At 53.9% G+C, this 23,829-nt stretch carries 22 protein-coding genes; 9 read left to right on the forward strand and 13 right to left on the reverse strand.

Annotated elements, in window-relative coordinates:
- Positions 1 to 62: 62 nt before the first annotated feature.
- From OGX86_RS03215 to OGX86_RS03225, 3 genes are all read right to left on the reverse strand, one after another.
- Entirely contained in the window at positions 63 to 527 is a 465-nt protein-coding gene (locus tag OGX86_RS03215; protein WP_128316527.1) for a GNAT family N-acetyltransferase, read from the reverse strand.
- 13 nt (positions 528 to 540) lie between these two features.
- Positions 541 to 1,821 carry a DUF445 domain-containing protein gene (locus OGX86_RS03220; RefSeq protein ID WP_284106204.1) on the reverse strand — a complete coding sequence of 427 codons (1,281 nt, stop codon included), beginning with the start codon at positions 1,819 to 1,821 and terminating at the stop codon, positions 541 to 543.
- A 75-nt stretch (positions 1,822 to 1,896) separates the two neighbouring features.
- Positions 1,897 to 2,823: a LysR family transcriptional regulator gene (locus OGX86_RS03225; protein WP_003845596.1), complete on the reverse strand. Its 927-nt coding sequence runs from the start codon at positions 2,821 to 2,823 to the stop codon at positions 1,897 to 1,899.
- 219 nt (positions 2,824 to 3,042) lie between these two features.
- Between OGX86_RS03225 and OGX86_RS03230 the strand changes: the two genes are divergently transcribed.
- The 3 genes from OGX86_RS03230 to OGX86_RS03240 all read left to right on the forward strand — a co-directional run bounded on the left by OGX86_RS03230 (position 3,043) and on the right by OGX86_RS03240 (position 6,295).
- Positions 3,043 to 4,275, forward strand: coding sequence for a dicarboxylate/amino acid:cation symporter (locus OGX86_RS03230; RefSeq protein WP_048227154.1), 1,233 nt, complete (start codon positions 3,043 to 3,045; stop codon positions 4,273 to 4,275).
- Positions 4,276 to 4,305: 30 nt separating this feature from the next.
- A complete protein-coding gene (gene metC, locus OGX86_RS03235; RefSeq protein WP_008786099.1) occupies positions 4,306 to 5,496 on the forward strand; it encodes a cystathionine beta-lyase in 1,191 nt (396 codons plus the stop codon).
- 238 nt (positions 5,497 to 5,734) lie between these two features.
- A complete protein-coding gene (locus OGX86_RS03240) occupies positions 5,735 to 6,295 on the forward strand; it encodes a YagU family protein (protein ID WP_079934429.1) in 561 nt (186 codons plus the stop codon).
- Positions 6,296 to 6,379: 84 nt separating this feature from the next.
- Here OGX86_RS03240 and mdtM read toward each other — a convergent pair whose 3' ends face one another.
- The 3 genes from mdtM to OGX86_RS03255 form a co-directional block, all read right to left on the reverse strand.
- Complete coding sequence (gene mdtM / locus OGX86_RS03245) at positions 6,380 to 7,621, reverse strand: multidrug efflux MFS transporter MdtM (protein ID WP_048227152.1); 1,242 nt, start codon at positions 7,619 to 7,621, stop codon at positions 6,380 to 6,382.
- 324 nt (positions 7,622 to 7,945) lie between these two features.
- The gene (locus OGX86_RS03250; RefSeq protein ID WP_103014435.1) at positions 7,946 to 8,596 is read right to left on the reverse strand and encodes a LysE family translocator; all 651 of its coding nucleotides are present in this window, start codon (positions 8,594 to 8,596) and stop codon (positions 7,946 to 7,948) included.
- A 48-nt stretch (positions 8,597 to 8,644) separates the two neighbouring features.
- Positions 8,645 to 9,460 carry a helix-turn-helix transcriptional regulator gene (locus OGX86_RS03255; protein ID WP_191238888.1) on the reverse strand — a complete coding sequence of 272 codons (816 nt, stop codon included), beginning with the start codon at positions 9,458 to 9,460 and terminating at the stop codon, positions 8,645 to 8,647.
- 230 nt (positions 9,461 to 9,690) lie between these two features.
- Between OGX86_RS03255 and OGX86_RS03260 the strand changes: the two genes are divergently transcribed.
- Positions 9,691 to 10,605 carry an Rpn family recombination-promoting nuclease/putative transposase gene (locus OGX86_RS03260; RefSeq protein WP_286639307.1) on the forward strand — a complete coding sequence of 305 codons (915 nt, stop codon included), beginning with the start codon at positions 9,691 to 9,693 and terminating at the stop codon, positions 10,603 to 10,605.
- 51 nt (positions 10,606 to 10,656) lie between these two features.
- Here the strand turns inward: OGX86_RS03260 and OGX86_RS03265 are convergent, their stop codons facing one another.
- Positions 10,657 to 12,069 carry an aminotransferase-like domain-containing protein gene (locus tag OGX86_RS03265; RefSeq protein WP_048215014.1) on the reverse strand — a complete coding sequence of 471 codons (1,413 nt, stop codon included), beginning with the start codon at positions 12,067 to 12,069 and terminating at the stop codon, positions 10,657 to 10,659.
- A 177-nt stretch (positions 12,070 to 12,246) separates the two neighbouring features.
- Between OGX86_RS03265 and OGX86_RS03270 the strand changes: the two genes are divergently transcribed.
- The 4 genes from OGX86_RS03270 (at position 12,247) to OGX86_RS03285 (ending at position 15,151) form a co-directional block, all read left to right on the forward strand.
- Positions 12,247 to 12,411: a DUF1127 domain-containing protein gene (locus tag OGX86_RS03270; protein WP_003019180.1), complete on the forward strand. Its 165-nt coding sequence runs from the start codon at positions 12,247 to 12,249 to the stop codon at positions 12,409 to 12,411.
- Positions 12,412 to 12,558: 147 nt separating this feature from the next.
- Entirely contained in the window at positions 12,559 to 13,023 is a 465-nt protein-coding gene (locus tag OGX86_RS03275; protein WP_199994960.1) for a MarR family winged helix-turn-helix transcriptional regulator, read from the forward strand.
- Positions 13,024 to 13,029: 6 nt separating this feature from the next.
- Positions 13,030 to 14,097, forward strand: coding sequence for an HlyD family secretion protein (locus tag OGX86_RS03280; protein ID WP_168978631.1), 1,068 nt, complete (start codon positions 13,030 to 13,032; stop codon positions 14,095 to 14,097).
- The gene (locus tag OGX86_RS03285) at positions 14,087 to 15,151 is read left to right on the forward strand and encodes a DUF2955 domain-containing protein (RefSeq protein ID WP_003830044.1); all 1,065 of its coding nucleotides are present in this window, start codon (positions 14,087 to 14,089) and stop codon (positions 15,149 to 15,151) included. The genes OGX86_RS03280 and OGX86_RS03285 overlap by 11 nt, the downstream gene beginning before the upstream one ends.
- A gap of 103 nt (positions 15,152 to 15,254) precedes the next feature.
- Here the strand turns inward: OGX86_RS03285 and yjiA are convergent, their stop codons facing one another.
- The 3 genes from yjiA to btsT are packed head-to-tail and all read right to left on the reverse strand — an operon-like array spanning position 15,255 to position 18,619.
- On the reverse strand, positions 15,255 to 16,211 hold the full coding sequence (gene yjiA / locus OGX86_RS03290) for a GTPase (protein ID WP_286639312.1): 957 nt from the start codon (positions 16,209 to 16,211) through the stop codon (positions 15,255 to 15,257).
- Positions 16,212 to 16,223: 12 nt separating this feature from the next.
- The gene (locus OGX86_RS03295) at positions 16,224 to 16,418 is read right to left on the reverse strand and encodes a YbdD/YjiX family protein (RefSeq protein WP_003830038.1); all 195 of its coding nucleotides are present in this window, start codon (positions 16,416 to 16,418) and stop codon (positions 16,224 to 16,226) included.
- Positions 16,419 to 16,468: 50 nt separating this feature from the next.
- Positions 16,469 to 18,619 (reverse strand): pyruvate/proton symporter BtsT, encoded by a 2,151-nt coding sequence (gene btsT, locus OGX86_RS03300; protein ID WP_003830033.1) that lies wholly within the window; start codon positions 18,617 to 18,619, stop codon positions 16,469 to 16,471.
- A gap of 364 nt (positions 18,620 to 18,983) precedes the next feature.
- On the opposite strand from btsT, the gene tsr reads away from it, so the two are divergent.
- Entirely contained in the window at positions 18,984 to 20,645 is a 1,662-nt protein-coding gene (gene tsr / locus OGX86_RS03305; RefSeq protein WP_048227144.1) for a methyl-accepting chemotaxis protein, read from the forward strand.
- Positions 20,646 to 20,750: 105 nt separating this feature from the next.
- Here tsr and OGX86_RS03310 read toward each other — a convergent pair whose 3' ends face one another.
- The 3 genes from OGX86_RS03310 to OGX86_RS03320 all read right to left on the reverse strand — a co-directional run bounded on the left by OGX86_RS03310 (position 20,751) and on the right by OGX86_RS03320 (position 23,808).
- On the reverse strand, positions 20,751 to 21,266 hold the full coding sequence (locus OGX86_RS03310; RefSeq protein ID WP_048227143.1) for a GNAT family N-acetyltransferase: 516 nt from the start codon (positions 21,264 to 21,266) through the stop codon (positions 20,751 to 20,753).
- Positions 21,267 to 21,318: 52 nt separating this feature from the next.
- Entirely contained in the window at positions 21,319 to 22,680 is a 1,362-nt protein-coding gene (locus OGX86_RS03315) for an MFS transporter (protein ID WP_003845612.1), read from the reverse strand.
- 213 nt (positions 22,681 to 22,893) lie between these two features.
- Positions 22,894 to 23,808, reverse strand: a complete 915-nt coding sequence (locus OGX86_RS03320) for a GntR family transcriptional regulator (protein WP_103014424.1) — start codon at positions 23,806 to 23,808, stop codon at positions 22,894 to 22,896.
- Positions 23,809 to 23,829 lie beyond the last annotated feature (21 nt).

Here is a 23,829-nt window from a genome sequence, read left to right on the forward strand (position 1 = left end):
TAATTGTTATATTACATGTGTAAATGATAATGAAAAGTAAAATAACGCAAGGCCTAATGCTGTCAAAGATTACGACTGTAGACCCGTGAGACTTCCCCCCACGGATGATAGCCCGCCCCGTCAAAGTAAAATCCCGCTTTCTCGTATAAGCCTTCCAGGTCAGTACACAAATGAAGCCGCATAAAGCCTAACTGTCTGGCCTGCTGCGCAATATGTTCAATCAGGCGAAACGCCAGACCGCGACCACGATAGCGAGGATCGATATAGAGTGCGCATAGCCACGGCCACAGTTCGCCGCGACTGATAAAATCATTGGTGATCAATCCGGCGCAGCCAACAATGCTGTCGCCGTCCTGCAGCCAGTACCACTGCGGTAGCGGGTTCTTTGCGCCAATACAACGATGCAGTGCATCCTCGTAAACTCTCATGGAGTCTTCTGAGGCCCATTGTTGCTGAAAGTAAGCGGTGACCTCGTGCAGTTTTTCCGGTGTTTCGCGCAGGGAAAAAATGCGGATGTTCATCGTCATTGAATTTTTCTCCTTAAAAATTCGCCAGCGTCAGCAGGGAAGGAATTTGCGACAACAGATATAAAACCAGCCCAATAGAACCGCCAACCAGCGTGCCGTTGACGCGGATAAACTGCAAATCTTTACCGATGTTCAGCTCGATTTGCTGCGACATATCGCGTGCATCCCAGCTTTTCACCGTGTCGCTAATGTGGCGCGTCAGGAAGGTGGCGAACTCTGGCGCTACTTTATGTGCGGCCTGCTCCAGATGCCCATTCAGTGAGGCGCGCAGGGAGCTGTCGGCTACCAACGTTTCGCCGAACCACTGCCCGGCGCTGGCGATGCGCTGCTTCACGCGGGAATCATCGGCGTTAATGTCGGTTTTCACCCACTGACGCAGGTCTGCCCACAGCTCGCCAAGATAACGGTTGAAGGCTTCATCTTCTTTCAGATAGCTTTTCAGGCTTTCGGCCCGCACGGCCATCTCCGGATCGTGTTTGAGCTTATCGATGAGCTTAAACGTGGCGCGATCGAAGGCATGGCGGATCTGATGTGCGCGATCGTGGCTGATGTCATCCAGCAAGGAGTTAACGGCATCAGACACCAGCTCGGCGCTGTGCTCGCCCAGCCATTCGGTTGGCAGGATCTTCGCTTTCAGCGGATGTTCGGTTTCCAGCCAGTGCACGACCTGTCTGGCGATAAACACTCGCGAGCTGTCGCGCTGGAGCAGGGCGATCAGTTGGGCGATCAGCGTGTCGAGCAGCACCTGATGGCGATTGTTTTTGGTCATGCTTTCCAGCATTAGCGCGCTGGTACCGGAGAGATCGACCTTGTCGATGGCCTTGTGCACCGCCCGCTTGATCAGCCGTTGAATGCGCGAGTCGTCGGTCAGTTCGAGAAAACCACTCATGATCTGCAGCAGATGCTGGCCAATACGCTGGGCGTTTTCCGGCTGGCTGAACCAGTTGCCGATCAACAGCGCCGGTTCATGGCGGCGGATCAGCGCGACCAGCGACTGGGTATCGAGAAATTTTTCCTGCACAAACTGACCGAGGTTTTCGCCGATCCGATCCTTATTGCGCGGGATAATCGCCGTGTGCTGCGAGATAAACGGGATCGGCACCCGGCGAAAAAGCGCCACCACGGCAAACCAGTCCGCCAGCGCGCCCACCATCGCCGCTTCGGCGATCGCTTTGATCCCCAGTACCCAAAAGTTAGGCGGCAGAAACAGCGTGATGACGAAGGTGGCAGCGGCAATCAGCAGCAATGAGAGCGCCAGTCGCTTGGCGCGTTTGAGTTCAGCAATTTTATTCATAGGCTTAAGGATAGAGCCAGACGGGGGGATCGCGCAAAAAATGTGGAGCGCCTCCCATTTTCAGGTGGGCTGGGCTTACTCAGGGATCCAGTTGTCCCAGGCGGGCAAGGGGCCGAGTTCCGCCACCAGAAAATCGATAAACGATCGCACCTTCGGATTGCTGTACTTGCTGGGAAAGTACAGCGCATACAGGGCGTGAGTTTCACAGGTGATAGTGCCGTCGAGCATCAGCGGCGTTATCTCTTCTTTTTGAATATGATCGCCAATCAGATAGGTGGGCAAATACGCCACTCCCTGATCTTCTAACACTGACTTCAGCAATACCAGACTGCTGTTGGCCTGGATCGGCATATGCAGTTTCAACTGATGCAGACGATCCTGTTCATCCGCCACCTTGAGCACCGGTGTGAGGCCGGGATAAACCAGACAATCATGATCCACCAGATCGCTTCGACGCTGGGGCATGCCTTTTTTGGCGAGGTAGCCGGGTGAGGCACAGTACGCCCAGCGAACAGGCACCAGCTTGCGCATCGCATAGTTTTGCGGCGGTGCGGTGGAGATGCGCAGGGCGATGTCGAAATCTGTTTCGTTCAGATTCACAAAGTTATCATTGAGATCGATATACAGATTCACATCCGGGAACTGGGAGCGATATTTATCCACCAGGTTCACCAGCCGGGAATAACCAAACGCAATTGAGCAGGTTATGCGTAATTCACCCTGCGGGCTGTGGTAATAACCGGAAGTGGTATTCAGCGTTTCATCGAATTCTTTCAAAAGCTTATTAGCGCGGTTGAAGAGATATTGCCCGGCGTCGGTCAGGGTAATACTGCGTGTGGTGCGTTTAATTAATGTCGTGCCCAGCGTGTCTTCCATCGCAGCCAGACTTTTGCTGACCGCAGACGGCGATACGTTGAGCTGCGCCGCGGCTTCTGACAATCCTCCGCAGTCGACGATTTTAGTAAAAAACTCCAGATGCTTGAGTGAAATCGGCGTACTCATAGTTTCCTTTAATTCACAAGTGATTTGCAAAAACGGTACGAATAGGCCGTTACATTCGCGTTTTAAACATGCAACTATTGAATCACAGGAAACAACTTGCTGGCAAAATGAAAAAATAACAACTTAGGTGAGTTACGTCACAAAATAAAAGGAGGCGAAACGGAAACTCATCACATTGTGAATTTAATCTCATTAATTATTATTCTAAAGGTACCGATTATGTGGTCACGACTCGAACCCTACAGATCGTCGATTATTTTATTAGTTGCTCTGGTGATTGGCGGCTTATTAGGTATTTATGCCCCATCGTTTGCAAGTAAACTCCAGCCAATAGGTCAGATATTCTTAAACCTGCTATTTATGATTATTGTGCCGCTGGTGGGGATTAGCGTTATGTCTTCGATCGCCAGTATGACCGACCTGAAAAGGCTGGGGCGCATTATGGCGATTATCTTTATTGTTTCGATCGCCATGGCCTTTATTCCAGCCGCCGGGATCGTCGCGTTGGCGCTCTGGTATAACCCGGCGCAGGGCGTCACTATCGATCTCTCGCAGTCGGTGCAGGCGGGCAGCGGTAAGATGGATTTTGTCAGTATGATCACCACCAGCGACTTTATCGGACTGTTTTCTAAGTCCAATATTCTGGCGCTGATCGTAATGGCGATCATCGCCGGTGTCGCAATTGGCCAGTCGGATCAGGCCGGTAAACGTATTGCGTCGCTGCTGGAAGACGCCAATACCGTGATCATGAAGATCGTCTCGATCATTATGAAGGTCGCGCCGATTGGTCTGGGCTGCTACTTCGCCGCCACCATGGCCAGTCAGGACTCTGCACTACTGTTAACCTTTGCCCGCGCCATCGGCCTGTTTATGGTTGCCACGCTGGTCTACTTTGTCTTTGGCTCGATTCTCTATTCGTATATTGGCGGCGGTATTCCGGCGGTCAAAGCCTTCTGGCGTAACGCGATTGAACCGTCTGCGACCGCGCTGGGTACCTGCTCTTCACTGGGGACGCTCCCGGTGACGCTGCGTGCCGGTAAGGCGATGGGGATTAACCCGGAAATCGTTGATGTCTCCATTCCGCTGTTGGTTAACCTCAACAAGGGCGGCGTGGCGATGATTGCCGCGCTAAAAATTGTCTTTATCTATTCCGTGCTGGGCATGGAATTCACCACCGAAACCTTCTTCCTGACGATGCTGATTGCGGTGCTCTCCGCCATTATCGTTGGTGGCGTGCCGGGCGGGGCGTTCCTCGGTGAAATCTTTATCGTCACCACGCTGGGCCTGCCGATGGAAGCAATCCCGATGCTGGTGGTGCTGGGCACCATTACCGATGCGCCGGCCACGCTGATTAACGTTATCCATGATTTGAATGCGGCGCAGATTGTTGAACGGTTCGCTGGAAAAAAGCAGACCAACGCTGAAATAAACTCTACTGCTGCGGTGGTATAGGTTTCACACGGATTAAGAACAGGAGATGTTATGAAAGACGCAATGAAGCTTGAAACGCACCTGGTTGTTGCTGGTCGCGACAAACGCTATACCCAGGGAGCGGTGAATCCGGTTATCCAACGCGCCTCTTCACTGGTATTTGATACCGTGAAGGACAAGAAATTTGCCACCGCCAATCGCGCGAACGGCGAGCTGTTTTATGGTCGTCGCGGAACCTATACCCACTTTGCCTTCCAGAAGGCAATGAGCGAACTGGAAGGCGGCGTTGGCTGTGCGCTGTACCCATGTGGTGCTGCGGCGGTGACCAATGCGATTCTGGCGTTTGTTCAGGGTGGCGATCATATTCTGATGACGGGGGCGGCCTATGAACCAACCCAGGATTTCTGCAATAAGATCCTGAGTAAATTCAACGTGGAAACAACGTATTACGATCCGCTGATTGGTGCAGGTATCGTCGATCTTCTGCGTCCGGAAACAAAGGTTGTATTCCTTGAGTCACCAAGTTCTATCACCATGGAAGTCCAGGACGTGCCGGGGATGGTGAAGGCTATCCGCGCGGTGAATCCGGAGATTGTCATTATGATCGACAACACCTGGGCGGCGGGCGTGCTGTTCAAAGCGCTGGATTATGGCGTGGATATTTCCATTCAGGCGGGAACGAAGTACACCATCGGCCATTCGGACGCCATGCTGGGCACGGCGGTGTCGAACGCCCGTTGTTGGGATCGCCTGCGCGAGAACTCCTATCTGATGGGGCAAACGCTGGACGCCGATACGGCCTACAACGGCAGCCGCGGATTGCGCACCCTGGCGGTACGCCTTAAGCAGCATCAGGAGAGCAGTATCCATATTGCCCGCTGGCTGTCGGCAAGGCCGGAAGTGGCACGGGTGAATCATCCGGCATTACCGGAATGTCCGGGCCATGAGTATTTTCAGCGTGATTTTATCGGAAGCTCAGGCCTGTTCTCGTTTGTGCTGAAAAAGAGACTGACCGACGAACAGATGGCGAATTTCCTCGATAACTTCTCGCTGTTCCATATGGCCTATTCGTGGGGCGGATTTGAGTCGCTCATTCTGGCGAACCAGCCAGAAGAGCTGAACAGCATTCGCCCGGCTGGAGAGGTAGATTTCAGCGGCACGCTGGTCAGGGTGCATATTGGCCTTGAGGATATCGACGACCTGATTGCCGATCTGGAAGCGGGATTTGCACGCATTGCGTAAGGTGAGGTGAGCGTAGCCGGATGGCGCTGATGCTTATCCGGCCTACGTAACCCAGTAGGCCGGATAAAACGCCTGTACGACATTCGCGATGACGCTATATTCACAATCAAATTAACTCATAAGTAGTCACTTAAGATCATTTTTTATCAAAAGTAATCTTTGTCACAATTTTCAGCATCCCTCCTGGGTAGCATAGCCACTGGTTTTAAGTGTTATGGCATATAAGGGATGATGAGTTATGAAGCTGAAAGATTTATTCTCAAGGACACCGACGGAACGCCGCCATTATGGCGTTGCCGTGTTAGTCGGTATCGTTTCTGGCGTACTTTCTGCATTTGTTAAGTGGGGAGCCGAAGTTCCGCTTCCACCCAGGACATTTTCCCTGGGAAGAAATGAGTTTAATCCTCCGTACCTTTTTCTCCGAGACTATTTAGGGATTGACCCCACGCAAACGGTCTATACCTTTTCTGAACATGTGATTAATCCGGTTATGGTCACGCACATCATATTTTCATTAGTGTTTGCAGTCGGATATTGCGTTGCCGCTGAAATTTTTCCAAAAGTTAAACTTTGGCAGGGGGTACTGGCAGGTTTAATCGTGACGGTGGCAGTTCATGGCATCTTCATTCCCGCCCTTCATCTTTCGCCGCCCTTGTCTCAGCTACCATTTGATGAATATGTGTCGGAAATTATTGGACATATTTTCTGGTTTTGGGTCATTGAAATGATTCGTCGTGACCTGCGTAATCGGATCACGCATGAACCCGATGCGGAAGTTCCGTTATCTCTCGTCAGATGATTAAAAGTTGATGCACTATGATGGATTGCCCCCGACCGCTAAACACAAAACCAGTGTTCGCGAATGGGGGCGGTTCATAGGAGGTTAACTCTCTGTGACTAATGCGGTGGCCTCATGCTGACGTACGCGCTTTAGTAAGCCTGCCAGCGTGAACACGACGGCAATACCAGCCACCACCGCCAGCAGATGAAACGAAATCCTGCCGCCGTTGAACCATAACCAACGCCCAATTTCGACAGAAACCGCCATCACCGTCAGGATCACCATATTCAACGACGCCGAAACCGTACCCTTCGGTAAGTTGTTGGAAAATAGTGTAAAGCGGAATAACGTTGGGAAGATCATTCCAATGCCAAACGCATACAGGCTGGTCCCCAGCACTGACCACAACCACACGTGCGGCCACAGTAAATTGCCAGCAATCAATACCGCCAGCCCGCTCAACTGAATGGGAACCGCTCGCCAGATAAAGCGTGGCCGGGTCGGATCCTTCACGAAGCGGACGACCACCATATTGGCGACGATCACCGCGCCAAATACCGGGGCCTGTGCCCAGGCAAACTCCGATGTGGTCATGCCGCCAGCATCGATCAGAATAACCGGTGAGACCGCCACCCAGCTCATCATCGGGATATAGCTTAACGACAGCGTGGCTGCGCCAAACAGGAACACCCGGTTGCGGAAAACGTCGCGAAAATCACGCACTACGCTGCGCGCACTGAACGGCACCGCGCCACGCTGGACGGTTTCTGGCATTGCTAATGTGAGTCCAATGAGTGCGATAAGCCCCATGACGGCGATAATGGCAAACAAGATCTTCCAGTGTACAAAGTGCATTAGCGCCGCTCCGGAGAGCGGGCCGATAACCGGTGCCACCAGCACAATAGAGGTGATTACCGCCATTAGCTTGATGGCCTTTGTTTGCCCAAATGCCTCCTGCACCGTGACATAGCCGACGGTGGCGATAAAACAGATGCTGGTGCCTTGCACAAAACGGGCGGCCAGAAATTGCGTCATCGAGGTGGTGAACAATGTGGCAGCGCAGGCGAGCGTAAAAATTAGCGCTCCCGCAATCAGTACCGGACGGCGGCCAATCCGATCGGAAAGCGGCCCCAGCAGCCATTGCAGCGCCATACCACCAGCCAGATAGAGGCTGACCGCCGCGGGCGCCAGGCTGACGTCGGCGTTGAAATCGCGTACGACATTAATGATGCCGGGCTGGATTAGGTCCGTCGACAGATAGGCGGCGAAGTCATATAAAATCAATGCGACAGGAAAAAAAAGCGTTGTGGCGCGTTGGGAGAAAAACGCGAGAATCCGTTGCATAAAACAGCTCCTTGTCGGGAGAAAACCCTCAACGGGAATAGCGAAATTCAATACCGTCTTTGAGACGTCAGACCGATGACAGAAAAAAAGCAGACTGCAAATGTACTGAATTTCATGTAATCAAAAACGCTGTCTGCGCGAAGCGCAAACAGAAGATACGCTCACTGACGCGGGTCAGAAAACGTAACGATTACAGGTAACAATCAGCACATCGCACCTCAGGAAGAGTAAGTTGAACGGGTAATAACCATCTGCAGTGTAATGCGGATTGGATATTAATTAAACGGGTTTATCCGGTTTATGTGCAGAAAATCGCCCTGCAAATCAGACTACGATGCTCTGCAAAAACCGCAGAGCGATGGCACAACCGAAGATAATCAATACACCGCCAGCGATACGTTCTACCCATAATATCCCTCTGGATAACCGTCGCTGGATCTGCGGTAAACCGATGAACATCACGATCAGCAGATCCCAGCACAGCACTATGCTGGTCATCCAGATCCCGCTCATGGTTTGTTGCAGCAGCGTCACCGACGGGCCGAGCAGGGCGGTCATTAGCGCCAGATAGAACAGCGCATTTTTTGGGTTGAGCAGTGACGAACCCAATCCCAGTAGTATCTGTTTGCCAAATCCTGGACAGGTAGACTGGGCGTCTGTTCCGGTCAGCGTTTGCGGGCGGCTGCGTACCAGCAGGCTGCCAATCCACAATAAATAGAGCGCGCCCAGCAGCTCAATAACCGTAAACAACAGGGGAAGCTGGCGCAGGATCCCCCAACCGATAATTGCCAGCAGAACATACAGCCCGTTGCCGAAAGCGATCCCCACGCACAACCCGGCGCTGCCGCGCATCCGGTATCGTGCGGCGTAACCGACCAGTAAAAAGAAGTCCGGCCCGGGGCTAAGCAATGCGACGAAATGCGCCAGTGCCAGCGCGGGAAAAGCAGAAGGAAAAAGTACAGAAAGCAGCGACATAGCGACCTCAGAGAATGAATCTGAGATCACCGTACGCCTGACGCAGCGCTAATTATTGTCTGATATTGATCGTCCCAACGCGTACTGGCGCGGTGTGGCGGCGGTGTAGCGAACAAAGGTGCGATGGAAATGGCTCTGGTCGGCAAACCCGCTCTGGTAGCCGACATCGGCAATTTCGTCTCCGGCCCGCAGCCGCTGGCGAGCATAGTCAATCCGTATGATGTTCAGATAACTTCCTGGCGTCAGCCCGGTGTCCTGCTTAAAGGTACGGATCAGCGTCTCTTTACGCATGTGACATTCATGTGCCAGCTCATCGAGCGAGGGCGGCGCGAGCAGGCTGGACTGCAACCGTTCGCGCAGATACTGGCTGGTTGCGCTTAGGTTTTCTGGTGTGACCGACTGTAACGGCAGCGAGTGAAGCAATGTTTGCGCGGCATCCGTTAATTGCGCGGTTTGGCGTTGCGGCATGAGCGTCACAAGGTGCATATAACGCTGGAATAATTGCGCATCGCGGATAACGGGAGCAGGCGTGCAAAGCCGCTGATTGGTGTTCTGCGCAGGCAGATTAGCAAGACACCACTGGGTATCAAGATAAAGCATATGATAGCTGCGAAACTGTCCGTTAACAGGATTACAGCTGTGAGGTGCCAGCGGCGGTATCACAATCAGATCGCCCACCTGCAGATGGTATTCCTCGCCATCGCACAGACAGCACGTTTCCCCCTCGAGAATTGCCCCAATCGAGAGCTGAGAGTGGTGATGCCGCTTATAGGCCTGCTGGCTTTGCCAGGTGCTGCGCAGTTCCAGCCACGGCAACTGCTCATCACGCCAGAACGATTGTGGAATATCTCGGGTATGCGTCACATCGTGTCCTCCCTGAAAGTGATGATTTGTTATAGCACAGGCCGAGTGGTGAAAAAGTGGGAATGCGCATTGAGATGGCGATTCTGCGTGACGTGTTCCAGACAAATGCAGACGTTACATAAGGGCGTTGTTATCCCGGAAATCGTCTCGCAAAGAGAGAAAGTTGCAGGTGAGGATGTGGTTTTCCGGCGCTACAGTCATGGCATCTTATTTTCAGGTGAAGGATCGCCATGAACAAAGCTTCCGCTTCAACACCGCATGACGCGGTTTTTAAAACATTTTTACGTCACCCTGAGACTGCACGGGATTTTCTGCAAATACATCTTCCCGCTTCGCTGCGCGAGCTTTGCGATCTTCAGACGCTTAAACTCGAGTCAGACAGTTTTATCGAAGAGAATTTACGTGCGTACTATTCCGATGTGCTGTGGTCGGTGAAAACGACGGATGGGGATGGATATATTTATGTGGTGATTGAACACCAAAGCACACCGGATGCGCATATGGCATTCAGACTGATGCGCTATGCGGTAGCGGCTATGCAGAAACATTTAGATGCCGGGCATCAGCAGTTGCCGCTGGTGGTGCCGATGCTGTTTTATCACGGCGCTAAAAGCCCGTACCCTTATTCGCTGTGCTGGCTGGATGAGTTTGCCAACCCGAAGCTGGCTCGTCAGCTGTATGCTGCGGCGTTTCCGCTGGTGGATATTACGGTTATTCCGGATGACGAAATTGTGCAGCATCGACGTATGGCGCTGCTGGAGTTAATCCAAAAACATATCCGTCAACGCGATCTTATGGGATTGGTCGAGCAAATTGTTTCCCTGCTACTTACCGGACTGACTAATGACACTCAGATAAAGACGCTGTTTAATTATATTTTACGAACTGGCGATGCACCTCGATTCAGTGAGTTTATTCGCGGGGTTGCCGAACGTTCACCGCAGTACAAGGAGCAATTGATGGCGATCGCGGACAGATTACATGAGGCAGGACTACAAAAAGGCAGGCTGGAAGGGCTTCGAGAGGGGCGACGTGATGAGGCACTGCGTATTGCCCGCACCATGCTGGCAGATGGCATCGATATCAGCACGGTACAAAAAATCACCCGACTTTCCGCTGAAGAGATTCAGGGTTTAAGCCATTAGAGATAGCTTAAACTGCCTAATTGCCTGCCCGGAAGCGCCGGGCAGCTCGATCTACTCTATTGCCGTTTTTACCGCCTCTCCGAGCTTCTGCATTACTTCCCGATGCTTGTCGTTTGGCGGCAATGCGCAGTTGATGCGCACACAGTTGCGATACTTCCCCGATGCGGAGAACAGAGAACCCGGTGCAACCTGGATTTTGAGGCGACAGAGCTGCTTAGCGACACAGACCATATCGACCTGGAGCGGCAGCTCGACCCACAGCATAAAGCCGCCTTTCGGTCGGGTGACGCAGATCCCGCAGGGGAAGTATTCCCGTACCCAGCAGGTGTAGATCTCCATATTGCGCTGATAAATCTGGCGCATACGCCGGATATGCCGATGATAATGACCTTCGCGCACAAAGGTCGCCGCCGCCAGTTGCGTAGCGGGAACGTTAGTGCCGATGACGGCGTACTTCATGTGCAGCAGCTTGTTGTAATAGCGACCGGGCACCACCCAACCCACGCGCAGTCCGGGGGCGACGGATTTGGTAAACGAACTGCAGAGTATTACCCGACCGTCGCTGTCCCAGGAGTGGATCGTGCGCGGGCGTGGGTACTCCGTTGCCAGTTCGCCATACACATCGTCTTCAAAAATAACGATGTCGTGGCGCTGGGCGAGGGCGAGCACTGCCCGCTTACGCGCATCCGGCATAATGAATCCGAGAGGGTTGTTGCAGTTGGGAACCAGCAGCACACCTTTGATCGGCCACTGATCCAGCGCCAGCTCCAGCGCTTCAACACTGATCCCGGTATCCGGATCGGTTGGGATCTCAATCACCTTGATCCCTAAGCCGCGCAGTAGCTGCATCGTGCCGTAGTAGGCCGGTGATTCAACGGCGACAATATCGCCAGGCTGGCAAACCGTTAGCAGCGCCAGCGACATTCCGCTCTGACTGCCGCTGGTGATCACAATATCGTCTGCATTGACCACCGAACCGCCGTCCAGCATCAGCCGTGCAATCTGTTGACGCAATTCCCGGCAGCCAGGTAATTCATCGTAACCCAGCACCGCCTTGAGATTATGCTGCGCAACGCGGCTTAGCTCGCGCCACAGCGGCTTCAGGCTGGGTTGATTGATATCTGGCACGCCACTGCTAAAAGGGATTATCGATTTATCCGCATGACCTGCCAGCATGTCCAGCACCTGATCCCACTGGGTTATCTCGACCGGACGCTGTACCGGGCGCGACATTGGCGGCACCGGCGGCTGCGCTTTTTGCGGTGCGACAAAATAACCGGAACGCGGCTGCGGTGTGATCAGCTGTAGTTGTTCCAGCGTCTGATATGCCTGCTGGACGGTGCTGATACTGACCCCATGTTCCTGACTCAAGCTACGCACCGAAGGCAATTTTTCGCCATGGCGATACAGCCCCTGCTCAATGCGTTCGGCCAGCAGATTGGCCAGATGTTGGTAACGCGTCATGCTGTATCCCTCATGGGTACCATACAGATTAAAAAACCAGTACAGAATGGCGTGAAAAAAGCGATGCAGAACTCTTTTTAACCAATCTGTATGTTAAATAAAAGTACTTTTTGAGTCTGTATTGTTTTGGGCCAGATCCGTGAAGATAAAGCCTCTGGCAAGGCGGGGAGGCAAGGTATGGAATTTCACGAGAATAAAGCAAAACAGCCGTTTATTGGGTTTGTACTGATCTGGCGGGCATACAAAGCATGGCGGCTACGGGCGCAAACGCGGCGCCTATTGCAACAGATGAGCGACGAGCGGCTGCGGGACGTCGGGCTACGACGCGATCAGGTGGAGTGATTTTCTTTCATCGACAGAGGCTGGGGGTTATCACCCCGGCCTCTTTTACATTCACGATATTTATCAATTCATGCTTCTGGTTAGTCCGTTTCTTGATACTTATCCTGATAAGTATTATTTTCTCTTCAGCGATGAGAGGAAAGTAAGATGACTGAAGATGAACTGTTTGCCCGCCGTCCGATGGGGATGCGCATGGCAATGGTGGTGCGCCAGTGGCGGGCCATTATTGATGCCGCCATCACCGATACTGGTTTGACACAGTCAAGCTGGACGGTACTGATGCAGCTGTATCAACTGGGAGACAACGTCTCAGTCAGTGAACTGGCACAAATGCAGGGCATTGAACTGCCGCCGCTGATGCGCACCCTCACACTACTGGAAAAGCAGGGATACCTACTGCGTTCCACATCGCCTTATGACAAACGCATCCGACTGTTAACGCTGACCGCGCAAGGCCGCTCAAGGCTTGAAGAACTTAACCGGGTGATTGAGACATACCAACATCGCGTCACCTGCACCATCCCTGAGGCGGAACTCGCTTCCTTCAGCGCCACGCTCAATCAAATCGCCTGCAATCTGCGGACAATCCGCGAAGAAGACAATCAACACTAAAAAACTATGATGACCCCAGAACAAAAATTTGCCCGTTGGGTAAGGGTGAGTATTGCCGCTTTCCTGGTAATATTCGCCTGGTTTATCGTTGCCGATATCTGGATCCCGCTGACGCCGGACTCCACGGTGATGCGTGTGGTAACGCCCGTTTCCTCACGCGTTTCCGGCTACGTCTCGCAGGTGCATGTGCATAACAATAGCCAGGTGAAGAAGGGCGATTTGCTGTACGAACTGGATCCGACGCCATTTATCAATAAGGTCGAGGCTGCGCAAATTGCCCTTGAGCAGGCGAAGCTGAGTAACCAACAGCTGGATGCGCAGATCGCCTCTGCCCGTGCCAACCTGCGCACCGCGCAATTCAACGCCCGCAACGATAAGACCACCTTAGACCGCTATCAGCGCCTGAGCGCCATGCAGAACGTGTCGCAATCCGATCTCGACAAGGTGCGTACCGCCTGGCAAACCAGCGAGCAGTCGGTGGCGGCGCTGAATGCCAGTATTCAGAACCTGCTGATCCAGCGCGGAGAGCGCGATGACAAACGTAACGTAACGCTGCAAAAATACCGTAACACGCTGGAAGAGGCGCAGCTGAACCTCGGCTGGAGCAAAGTATATGCCCAGACCGACGGCACGGTGAGTAACCTCCAGCTTAGCCCCGGACTTTACGCCACTGCCGCCACGCCGCTACTGGCGCTGGTCAGCCATCAGACCGATATCGTGGCCGACTTTCGCGAGAAAAGTCTGCGCCACACTAAAGTGGATACCGATGCCGCCGTGGTGTTCGACGCCATGCCGGGCAAGGTTTTCTCTGCCCGCGTCACCAGCAGCGATGCCGGTATTCTGGCGGGCCAGGAACAGGTTAATGGCCAGCTGTCGCAACCGGAACAGTCCACCCGCTGGGTGCGCGATGCCCAGCGTATGCGCATTCACGTCGCGCTGAACGAACCGCTTGACACGCCGTTACCGACCGGGGCGCGCGCCACGGTACAGCTGTATAACAGCGAGGGCGTGTTCGCCCGCACCTTTGCCGGGGCGCAGATCCACCTCGTTAGCTGGCTACATTATGTCTATTAACACGCTGGCCCACGTCTTTACGCCGCACGGGAATATTGTCTACACCGCCAATGATTTTCGCCAGACCCTGCGTATCTCCGTTGCCGGGACAATCGCGCTGAGTATTTCGACCTTCTACAACGTGCAGTACGGCGTGTTCTTTGTGGTTTATCCGCTGATGCTGCTGTCGCTGGTACCGGTATTCAACCGCCATGTGGCAACACAGTTCGTGTTCAGCGCGGCGGTGAACTGCGTTGAAATGGTGCTGATCGTCGGTTATCTTTCACAGTGGCCGCTGGTTATGACACTGGTGGTGTTCGGCCTGTATGTGATGCGTTTTCGTTTTATGAGCAAAGGACCGCTGTTTCTGCTCGGTTCGATGGGCGTGGTGTGCCAGAGTACGATGCTCAACTTTATGAGCTATCCCACCACCAACTGGCATACGCTGATGTTCTCCAATATGGAAGCCTGCGTCATGGCGGTGGCGCTGAGCGCGCTGCTGCATTATCTGATCCCGGACGTGGAACCCCGCCAGCCACCGCCGCGCATTGAGAAAGATGCCGCCCGGGTGCGCCATGAATCGCTGCTTTCCGGCACGGTGGCGACGATGATTTTTGTGGTCTTCCAGATCTGCGATTTGAGTGATTCGCTGTCGGCGCTGATGGCCGGCATTTTGATCCTGTTTCCGATGCACTACCGTGGCGCTGTGATCAGCTCGATTTGGCGCGTGGTCGGCGTGGTGCTGGCCTGCCTGTATATTCTGCTGGTGCAACTGCTTATCTATGATTTCAGCAACCATATGCTGCTGATGATGCCGCTGATTGGCCTCGGGCTGGCGTTCAGTGCCCGCCTGCACGTAATGGAAAAAGTCGGGGCAGGCGTGGGTTTTGCCAGTATCACTACCATCGGCATTATGTTTGGCCAGAACCTGCACCCGGATCAGGACCTGGTATTCAGCGATCTGTACCGCATCACCTCCGTCACCGTCGCGCTGGTGGCAACGCTCACCATGGTATTTCTGGTGCACCGGGTTTTGAACTGCTTTGCCGCGACGCGGTTTGTGATTACCGAGTGAGTGGGGGCAAGTGCCGGATGGCGGCTGTGCCTTATCCGGCCTACGGGGAAGTGCTATTTCCAGGCCCGGTAAGCGTAGCGCCACCGGGCAATTCAGCAGGAGATTACTCCTTCAATCCCGCAAACGCGGCTCTGATCTCGTCTTCCGGCAGGTTAATGCCGATAAACACCAGCAGGCTGTGCGGTTGCTCGTCGCCCCACGGGCGGTCCCAGTCGGCGCTGTACAGGCGCTGGACGCCCTGGAACAGCAGGCGGTTTGGCTCGCCTTCAATCCACAGCATACCTTTGTAGCGCAGCAGCTTCTCGGCGGATTCCAGCAGCAGGTTTTCCATCACTCGCGACACGTCGCTGATGTTTACCGGGTAATCCAGCTCGACGACGATCGAGGAGATATCGTTTTGCTTGTCGGCGATAAAGTGGAAGCGCGGTTTGGCGCTGACTACGTTCTCTTCCAGCATAAAACCGTTGGTATCGAACAGCAGGGAGAGGTCGATATCACCATGCGTCACGGTGTAAATCGGCGCACGGGCGTTGATGCGCGCCAGGCGCTCACGCAGTTTTTCGCTTTCACCTGCGACGTCGGTTTTGGTCAGCAGGATCCGGTCTGCGTAGCCTACCTGCGACTGGGCGATGGTGAACTGGTTCATCTGATCGTCGGCATGTACCGCGTCAACCAGCGCAATTACGCCGTCCAGCAGGTAGCGTTCGCAAATCACTTCATGGGAGAAAAAGGTCTGAATAATCGGGCCGGGGTCGGCCATGCCGGTGCACTCGATCACTAGACGGTCAAAATTGATGGTGCCTTTATCGAGGTTGTCGAGCAGGTCTAACAATGCGTCTTCCAGTTCACTGGAGCGGGTACAGCAAATACAGCCGTTGGTCAGGGTTTTGATCTGCGTGGCGCGATCGCCAATCAGCTGATCGTCCACCGAGACTTCACCGAATTCGTTTTCGATAACGGCAATCTTGTAACCGTGCTGCTCGTTGAGAATATGGCGCAGCAGGGTGGTTTTACCCGCGCCAAGAAAACCGGTGAGTAGGGTAACTGCAATCGGGGTCATTCACTTCTCCTTCTAACAGCAACTGCTTCCGCCGCTACCGTAGCGGGCTTCCTGGCGCTCGCGGAAGAATTCTTCGTAGGTCATGTACGGCTTATCGGGATGGTTGGTCTTCATGTGCTCGACATAGTTGTCGTAGTCCGGAATGCCAATCAGCATCTTCGCCGCCTGACCGAGATATTTTTTAGCTTGCCCTAAAGTACCAAACATAAACAATCCTGATAAGCGAAAAGCCCCGCCGGAGCGGGGCTGAATACATCTTAGTGGTGTGAAGAGGTCTTCACGCCGCCTTCCGGCACCGGTACATACGGTGTCTCTTTATCAGAGCGACCGTTGATGGCGCGGGCTTTCTGCCAGGTACGGAACCCGTAGAAAATGATGCTGTACACCACCACCAGGAACAGAATACTCAGACCTGCGTTGGTGTAGTTGTTGACGACGATGTGGTTCATGTTGGCAATCTGCTGAGCGGTCAGTTCGCCGCCGTTAGCAATCTTCTCTTTGTACTGATTCGCCATGAAGAAGAAGCCTTCCATCTGCGGGTTGGTGCTGAACAGTTTCAGACCCAGCGCCCAGGTGGTGCAGATAAGCAGCCATACAGCCGGAACAACGGTAACCCAGATGTATTTGGTGCGCTGCATTTTAACCAGCACCACGGTGCCCAGAACCAGTGCCACGGCAGCCAGCATCTGGTTAGAGATACCGAACAGCGGCCACAGGCTCTTAACGCCGCCCAGCGGGTCAACAACGCCCTGATACAGCAGGTAACCCCACAGGCCTACGCAGCCCGCAGTACCGATGATACCCGCAACCAGGGAGTCGGTTTTCTTCAGGAACGGCACGAAGTTACCCAGTAAATCCTGCAGCATAAAGCGGCCAGAACGGGTACCGGCATCCAGTGCGGTCAGGATGAACAGCGCTTCGAACAGAATACCGAAGTGGTACCAGAAGCCCATATCAGCCATCGGCAGCACTTTGTGGAACACGTGAGCGATACCAACAGCCAGCGTCGGTGCGCCACCTGCGCGGTTCAGAACGGACGGTTCACCGATGTCTTTCGCGGTTTGCAGGATCTGCTCAGGCGAAATGACGAAGCCCCAGGAGCTGACGGTCGCTGCCGCATGTGCGGTGACGTCTTTCAACTGCGCCATAATCAGCGGTGCGTTTTCGCCGCTCATTTCATGCAGGTTCGGCATGGTGATGCCAAGGCCCGCAGGCGGGGTGTTCATCGCGAAGTACAGACCTGGTTCGATGATAGACGCGGCAACCAGCGCCATAATTGCGACGAAGGATTCCATCAGCATTGCGCCGTAACCGATAAAACGCGCATCGGTTTCACAGGCCAGCAGCTTCGGTGTGGTACCGGAAGCAATCAGCGCGTGGAAGCCAGATACCGCACCACACGCGATGGTGATGAACAGGAACGGGAACAGAGCGCCTTTCCACAGCGGGCCAGTACCATCAACGTACTGCGTCATTGCCGGCATTTTCAGTTCCGGGTTGAGGATAACAATCCCCACCGCCAGACCGACGATAACGCCGATTTTCAGGAAGGTAGCCAGATAGTCGCGCGGGGCGAGGATCAGCCATACCGGCAGCAGCGCAGAGATAAATGCGTAGCCGATCAGGGTAAAGGTAATGGTGGTGTCTTTAAAGGTCAGCGCCGGGCCCCAGTACGGGTCGTGCGCAATCACGCCGCCGAAGTAGATAGAGGCAACCAGCAGCACAATACCAATCACCGACACTTCGCCCACGCGTCCCGGTCGCAGGAATCGCATGTAGATCCCCATGAACAACGCGATAGGTACGGTTGAGCAGACGGTGAACACACCCCACGGGCTTTCTGCCAATGCTTTCACTACGATCAACGCCAGTACTGCGAGGATGATGATCATGATTAAGAAGCAGCCGAACAGCGCAATGGTTCCCGGTATCGGGCCCATCTCTTCTTTGATCATCTCACCCAGAGATGCACCGTTACGGCGGGAAGAGATAAACAGCACCATGAAGTCCTGCACCGCACCGGCCAGCACGACGCCTGCCAGCAGCCACAGCGTACCAGGCAGGTAGCCCATCTGCGCAGCCAATACCGGCCCAACCAGCGGACCTGCACCTGCGATAGCGGCAAAGTGGTGACCAAACAAGACGTTACGGTTGGTTGGAACGTAGTTCAGACCGTCATTATTGATGACCGCCGGCGTGGCACGCGTTGGGTCAAGTTTCATCACCTTTTGGGCGATGTAAAGGCTGTAGTAACGATAGGCCACCAGATAAACAGAAACTGAGGCGACCACGATCCACAGGGCACTAATGTGTTCACCCCGACGTAATGCCACTACCGAGAGGCAGAATGCACCGATGATTCCGAGAATCACCCAGGGTATGTGCTTGAATATCTTTTTCGTATCCATAGTAAAACCTGGTATCTAATTAATAATTGGCCGAAGCCGCGTGGGTTTGATCTTGTGTTTGAGGAGGTTATTTGACTGCTATGTTGGGGGGATCTTGCCAGAGAATTACGCGCGTAAAGTAAGGTAAATAAGTGAGCGGTTGTATGTCAGCTTAAGCGGTCCCAAGTGTCAGTGAGCGGTAAACTGCGGGGGGAACGGGGAAATTTATGTGATTGAGATCACTAATAAACCCGCTTAGCGCTTTGGCAGACGGCGTGGATCGACGAATCGTCGATGCTGAGATCGATTCAACTAGCACAAATTTCATAAAGTTTTCCCTTTCCAGGCCGAAAATTCTGACATCTGTCTAGCGGAAAGAGAAAACATGTTAAAACGAATGAAGATTGTTACCAGCTTACTGCTGGTATTGGCGCTATTTGGCCTTTTACAGCTCGCCTCTGGCGGCTTGTTTTTTAACTCACTTAAGAATGACAAAGAGAACTTTACCGTTCTGCAAACCATTCGCCAGCAACAGTCTGCGCTGAACGCCACCTGGGTTGAGCTGCTGCAAACGCGTAACACCCTGAACCGGGCAGGCATTCGCTACATGATGGATCAGAGCAATATCGGCAGCGGCGCGACCGTTGCCGAGCTGATGCAGGTGGCGAGTACGGCGCTGAAGCTGACGGAAAAAAACTGGGCGATTTACGAGTCGCTCCCACGCGATCCGCGTCAAAGCGAAGCCGCTTTCCAGGAGATCAATCGCACCTATGACATCTACCACGGCGCGCTGGCGGAGCTGATCCAGTTACTGGGTGACGGGAAGATCAACGCGTTCTTTGATCAACCGACGCAGAGCTATCAGGATGGCTTTGAGAAGCAGTACATGAGTTACATGCAGCAGAATGATCGCTTGTATGACATCGCGGTGGAAGATAACAACAGCTCTTACAGCCAGGCGATGTGGGTGCTGATCTGCGTGCTGATTACCGTACTGGCGGCGATTATTGCGGTCTGGTTTGGTATCAAGCTGACCCTTATCTCTCCTATGAACCGTCTGATCGACAGCATTCGTCATATCGCCAGCGGTGACCTGGTGAAACGTATTGAAGTGGAAGGGTCCAACGAGATTGGGCAACTGGCGGAAAGCCTGCGTCACATGCAGGGTGAGCTGATGAATACCGTGGGTGACGTGCGTAACGGTGCCAACGCGATTTACAGTGGGGCCAGCGAGATTGCGATGGGCAATAACGATCTCTCCTCCCGTACCGAGCAGCAGGCTGCATCTCTGGAAGAAACCGCAGCCAGCATGGAACAGCTGACGGCGACCGTGAAGCAGAACGCCGAAAACGCGCGTCAGGCCAGCCATTTGGCGCTGAGTGCTTCTGAAACCGCGCAGAAAGGCGGCAAAGTGGTGGATAACGTGGTGCAAACCATGCGCGACATCGCGTCCAGTTCGCAGAAAATCGCCGATATTATCAGCGTTATCGACGGGATTGCCTTCCAGACCAACATTCTGGCGCTCAACGCCGCAGTAGAAGCCGCGCGTGCGGGCGAGCAGGGGCGTGGTTTTGCGGTGGTTGCGGGTGAGGTTCGTAACCTGGCCCAGCGTAGTGCGCAGGCCGCGCGCGAGATCAAGAGCCTGATTGAAGACTCGGTCAGCCGCGTGGATGTCGGTTCAACCCTGGTAGAAAGCGCCGGTGAAACCATGGATGAGATCGTCAATGCGGTAACCCGCGTGACCGATATCATGGGTGAAATCGCCTCTGCTTCTGATGAACAGAGCCGCGGTATTGACCAGGTGGGTCTGGCCGTTGCCGAGATGGATCGCGTGACGCAGCAGAACGCCTCGCTGGTGGAAGAATCCGCCGCCGCCGCTGCGGCGCTGGAAGAGCAGGCTAGCCGCCTTACTCAGGCCGTTGCCGTGTTCCGTATTCAGCATGACCAACAGCGCGCGCGTGACGTTGCTGCCGCTAAACCGGTTTCAACGGTCCAGCCGCGCAAAGCCGCGGTAACGGATGCCGGGGATAACTGGGAAACGTTCTAAGCCTGTGATGCCGGATGGCGCTATCGCTTATCCGGCCTACGGGAAAGTTACGTGGTTGCCGGAAATGTTACGTAGGCCCGATAAGGCGTAGCCGCCATCGGGCAATTAGCGCAACATCAGGTGCATGGCGCAGCGCGATTCAAATGCCAGTCCATGCGCCGCTTCCTCTTCTCTTTTCTGGCGCAACTTTGCAGGCAGAGTCTCGTCAGCCAGCATTTCAAATCCCAGTCGCGCGTACCATGGCGCATTCCACGGCACATTGCGGAAGGTGGTCAGCGTGAGAGACGTGTAACCTTTCGCGCGCGCCTGTTCGGCAACATACTCAATCAATCTGCGGCCAATTCCTTTTCCCTGCCACTCCAGATGCAGCGACAGTTCAGCAATAAACAGCGATGACCCCAGCGTTTCGGCAACCAAAAAACCGACCGGAAGCGCATCGACCTGCGCCAGCCAGCTCATGCCTGCGGCGGCAAAAGCCTGATGCTGAGCAGCCGATAAAATCTGGTCTTCAGCAATCCACGCCAGTTCGGGGATGCGTAAAAAACGTTGCCCCGCAGATCGTTCGATGGCGGGAAGAGCGGCAGTGTCTGCCAGAGTAGTAGCGCGTAAGGTGATGTTCATACGAGGAGCATAACATGCCCGATAAACGCGGTGTTATCGGGCATCTGGAGGATTAATCTTTACGCGGATCGCTGATGGGTTGGCGAACCAGGAAGATGTAGGCGAGGGCACCCACCATGGTGACGCAGCCGCAGATGATCAGCGCCAGGCGGAAAGAGTTGGTGGTATCAACAATAAAACCGGTGACGATCGGTGCGAACGACGCGCAGATAAAGCTGGCAAAGTTCTGGATACTGCCCACGGAAGCGGTCATACGTGAGGCGACGGCGACGTGGATCAGACCCCAGCACGAGGTACCTGCGAAGTGGATACAGAACAGCGCCATACCGATCAGTAACACGGCGGCCATTGACGTTGTGGCCTGCGGCACGACGAAGGTGAAGGCTGCAGAGCAGAACATCCCGGCGATAATACAAATCTTACGGCTCTTAATCGGTGCCATACCGCCTTTCACCAGCCAGTCGGTGACAAAACCGTTAATCAGCATGCCGGCTGCGCCAAACAGGAACGGGATCGCCGCCATTAATCCGGTGCTTTTTAAATCCAGGTTGTAGGAGGTTTGCAGGTAGCCCGGCAGCCAGGCCAGGTATAGCCATGCGGTATAGTTGATGCCGCTAAAGCCCAGCATCATGCCCCACATGGTACGGTTGCGGAACAGGCTGCGCCATTCGGCAAAGCTCAGCGGATCGCGGCGGGCATTGACGCTACCGGCGTTCAGGTACGCTTGTTCCGTGGCGCTCAGCTCAATTTGCTCGCGGTTGCGATACAGCATGTACCAGCCGATGGCGAGGAAAATACCCAGCACGCCAATGGTGATGAACATCCAGCGCCAGCCCATTACGAGCATCATGGCAGCCAGAATCGGCGGGCTAATGGCAACCCCGATGGTGGAGGCGGCGTTGAATAATCCCATCGGGCGGCCGCGCTCTTTGATGTTAAACCAGTCGTTGATGACCTTTACGCCGCACGGGTTCATTGGCGCTTCGCCGATCCCCATCCCGATACGCACCAACACAAACTGGGTGAAGCTGTGCACCATGCCGGACATCGCCTGAAACAGCGACCAGAAGAACATCCCCAGTCCCAGCATAATGCGCGGACCTTTGCGATCCAGCAGCGGACCGCAGGGCAGTTGCGCAATACCGTAAGCGAGAGAGAATACCGACAGCAGCACGCCGATTTGCGTGGCGCTCAGCCCCAGTTCTTCACGAATCGTTAAGTTGGCGACAGACAGTGAGCTGCGGTCGAGGTAATTAATCACCGCAGCAAAAAATAATAAAATCATTGCTGTGGTCTGGATACGTTTAATTCGGCTACTGCGTTGCACCATGCCCTCAGGCGGAACATTAATATCCGCAGATGACGACGTGCCAAACGAAGAACTTGGGTCGAGGGTAATATTATTTTTTTCCACGCCGGACTCCTGAACCTCAATAATTTATTTTTCACACAGCAGGACTGTGCAGTATTGAAAAAATACCAGTGATGAATCAATTTGCTCATCACCGCTCACAAAAATTTTTAATGCAGTCGACTTAGCGTGAGCATAGGCAAGAGGTATTTTTCAGGCGTTTTTATTTTTATAAAATCGTGCTCCCGGTAATGATTTGCTGTTTTTTATCGGTACTTAATGAGCGACGTTACAACCCTGGTTGATGGAGCGAATCATCGATTGTTTGGCTGAATTCAAATGGTTACAGAGCGCGAGGGTGGCATCCAGGTCGCTGCGACATATCAGCGCGCTGAGGATGGTCATATGCTCATCAATGGCAATGATGTTACGCTGTTTGAGATCGCTCTCATCCCACTGATAGTGGAAGTGGAAAATCACGGAGATGATTTCAAGTGATTGATTAAAAAATACATTATCGGCAGCAGAGAGTAGCAAAGCATGGAACTCACGATCTAACTGCGAGAACATGCGAAAGCTGCTGCCAATGCTGTCGCGCAGGATCCGATGGCGCTCCAGCAGCGTTTTAGCCTGCAACCAACGCGGGTCATCGTCCGGCAGATTGAGGAAATGCTGCAGAGAATGCGTTTCCAGCATCTCTCTGAGTTCAAACAACTGTTCCGCATAGGCCTGATCGAACTGCTTCATGCTCCACTGACCGCGTTTTTCATTTTTAATCAGGTTGTAACGCTCGAATTTTAAAAGATATTCCCGCACTACCACCGGGCTGACGCCTGCGGCTCTGGCAAGCTGCAGTTCGGAGAAGCTCTCGCCTGCACGCAGCTGTCGCTGGTTGATCATGGTGAAAAACGCCTGTTCAAAAATCCGGTTTTGCTCGGTCATGGAGGCGGTGGTGCAGGCAAAACCATCGTCATGGTCGGGTTTTCGCACGATGACATAGTGGCTGCCGACCTGGGTCAGAACGCCGCACTCGCTTAAGTGGCTCAGCATATGGCGCACGGTGGTGCGGCTGATGTTGTACATCTCCGCCAGTGCGCTTTGTGAGGGGAGTGGAGAAGGGATATGACCACGCGCCATATCATCGATTATCTGGTTAATCACATTGTGGCGTAAGTTCTGCGAACGGCTCATGGCTTCTCCTTTTTATCTATT

The organism is Citrobacter sp. Cpo040 (assembly GCF_030332915.1).
Classification (GTDB): Bacteria; Pseudomonadota; Gammaproteobacteria; order Enterobacterales; family Enterobacteriaceae; genus Citrobacter; species Citrobacter portucalensis.

What these genes read in the sequence shown, in the direction of transcription:
- OGX86_RS03215 (WP_128316527.1), bottom strand. Translation starts at nt 527, where the DNA reads ATGACGATGAACATCCGCATTTTTTCCCTGCGCGAAACACCGGAAAAA.
- OGX86_RS03220 (WP_284106204.1), bottom strand. Translation starts at nt 1,821, where the DNA reads ATGAATAAAATTGCTGAACTCAAACGCGCCAAGCGACTGGCGCTCTCA.
- OGX86_RS03225 (WP_003845596.1), bottom strand. Translation starts at nt 2,823, where the DNA reads ATGAGTACGCCGATTTCACTCAAGCATCTGGAGTTTTTTACTAAAATC.
- OGX86_RS03230 (WP_048227154.1), top strand. Translation starts at nt 3,043, where the DNA reads ATGTGGTCACGACTCGAACCCTACAGATCGTCGATTATTTTATTAGTT.
- metC (WP_008786099.1), top strand. Translation starts at nt 4,306, where the DNA reads ATGAAAGACGCAATGAAGCTTGAAACGCACCTGGTTGTTGCTGGTCGC.
- OGX86_RS03240 (WP_079934429.1), top strand. Translation starts at nt 5,735, where the DNA reads ATGAAGCTGAAAGATTTATTCTCAAGGACACCGACGGAACGCCGCCAT.
- mdtM (WP_048227152.1), bottom strand. Translation starts at nt 7,621, where the DNA reads ATGCAACGGATTCTCGCGTTTTTCTCCCAACGCGCCACAACGCTTTTT.
- OGX86_RS03250 (WP_103014435.1), bottom strand. Translation starts at nt 8,596, where the DNA reads ATGTCGCTGCTTTCTGTACTTTTTCCTTCTGCTTTTCCCGCGCTGGCA.
- OGX86_RS03260 (WP_286639307.1), top strand. Translation starts at nt 9,691, where the DNA reads ATGAACAAAGCTTCCGCTTCAACACCGCATGACGCGGTTTTTAAAACA.
- OGX86_RS03265 (WP_048215014.1), bottom strand. Translation starts at nt 12,069, where the DNA reads ATGACGCGTTACCAACATCTGGCCAATCTGCTGGCCGAACGCATTGAG.
- OGX86_RS03270 (WP_003019180.1), top strand. Translation starts at nt 12,247, where the DNA reads ATGGAATTTCACGAGAATAAAGCAAAACAGCCGTTTATTGGGTTTGTA.
- OGX86_RS03275 (WP_199994960.1), top strand. Translation starts at nt 12,559, where the DNA reads ATGACTGAAGATGAACTGTTTGCCCGCCGTCCGATGGGGATGCGCATG.
- OGX86_RS03280 (WP_168978631.1), top strand. Translation starts at nt 13,030, where the DNA reads ATGATGACCCCAGAACAAAAATTTGCCCGTTGGGTAAGGGTGAGTATT.
- OGX86_RS03285 (WP_003830044.1), top strand. Translation starts at nt 14,087, where the DNA reads ATGTCTATTAACACGCTGGCCCACGTCTTTACGCCGCACGGGAATATT.
- yjiA (WP_286639312.1), bottom strand. Translation starts at nt 16,211, where the DNA reads ATGACCCCGATTGCAGTTACCCTACTCACCGGTTTTCTTGGCGCGGGT.
- OGX86_RS03295 (WP_003830038.1), bottom strand. Translation starts at nt 16,418, where the DNA reads ATGTTTGGTACTTTAGGGCAAGCTAAAAAATATCTCGGTCAGGCGGCG.
- btsT (WP_003830033.1), bottom strand. Translation starts at nt 18,619, where the DNA reads ATGGATACGAAAAAGATATTCAAGCACATACCCTGGGTGATTCTCGGA.
- tsr (WP_048227144.1), top strand. Translation starts at nt 18,984, where the DNA reads ATGTTAAAACGAATGAAGATTGTTACCAGCTTACTGCTGGTATTGGCG.
- OGX86_RS03310 (WP_048227143.1), bottom strand. Translation starts at nt 21,266, where the DNA reads ATGAACATCACCTTACGCGCTACTACTCTGGCAGACACTGCCGCTCTT.
- OGX86_RS03320 (WP_103014424.1), bottom strand. Translation starts at nt 23,808, where the DNA reads ATGAGCCGTTCGCAGAACTTACGCCACAATGTGATTAACCAGATAATC.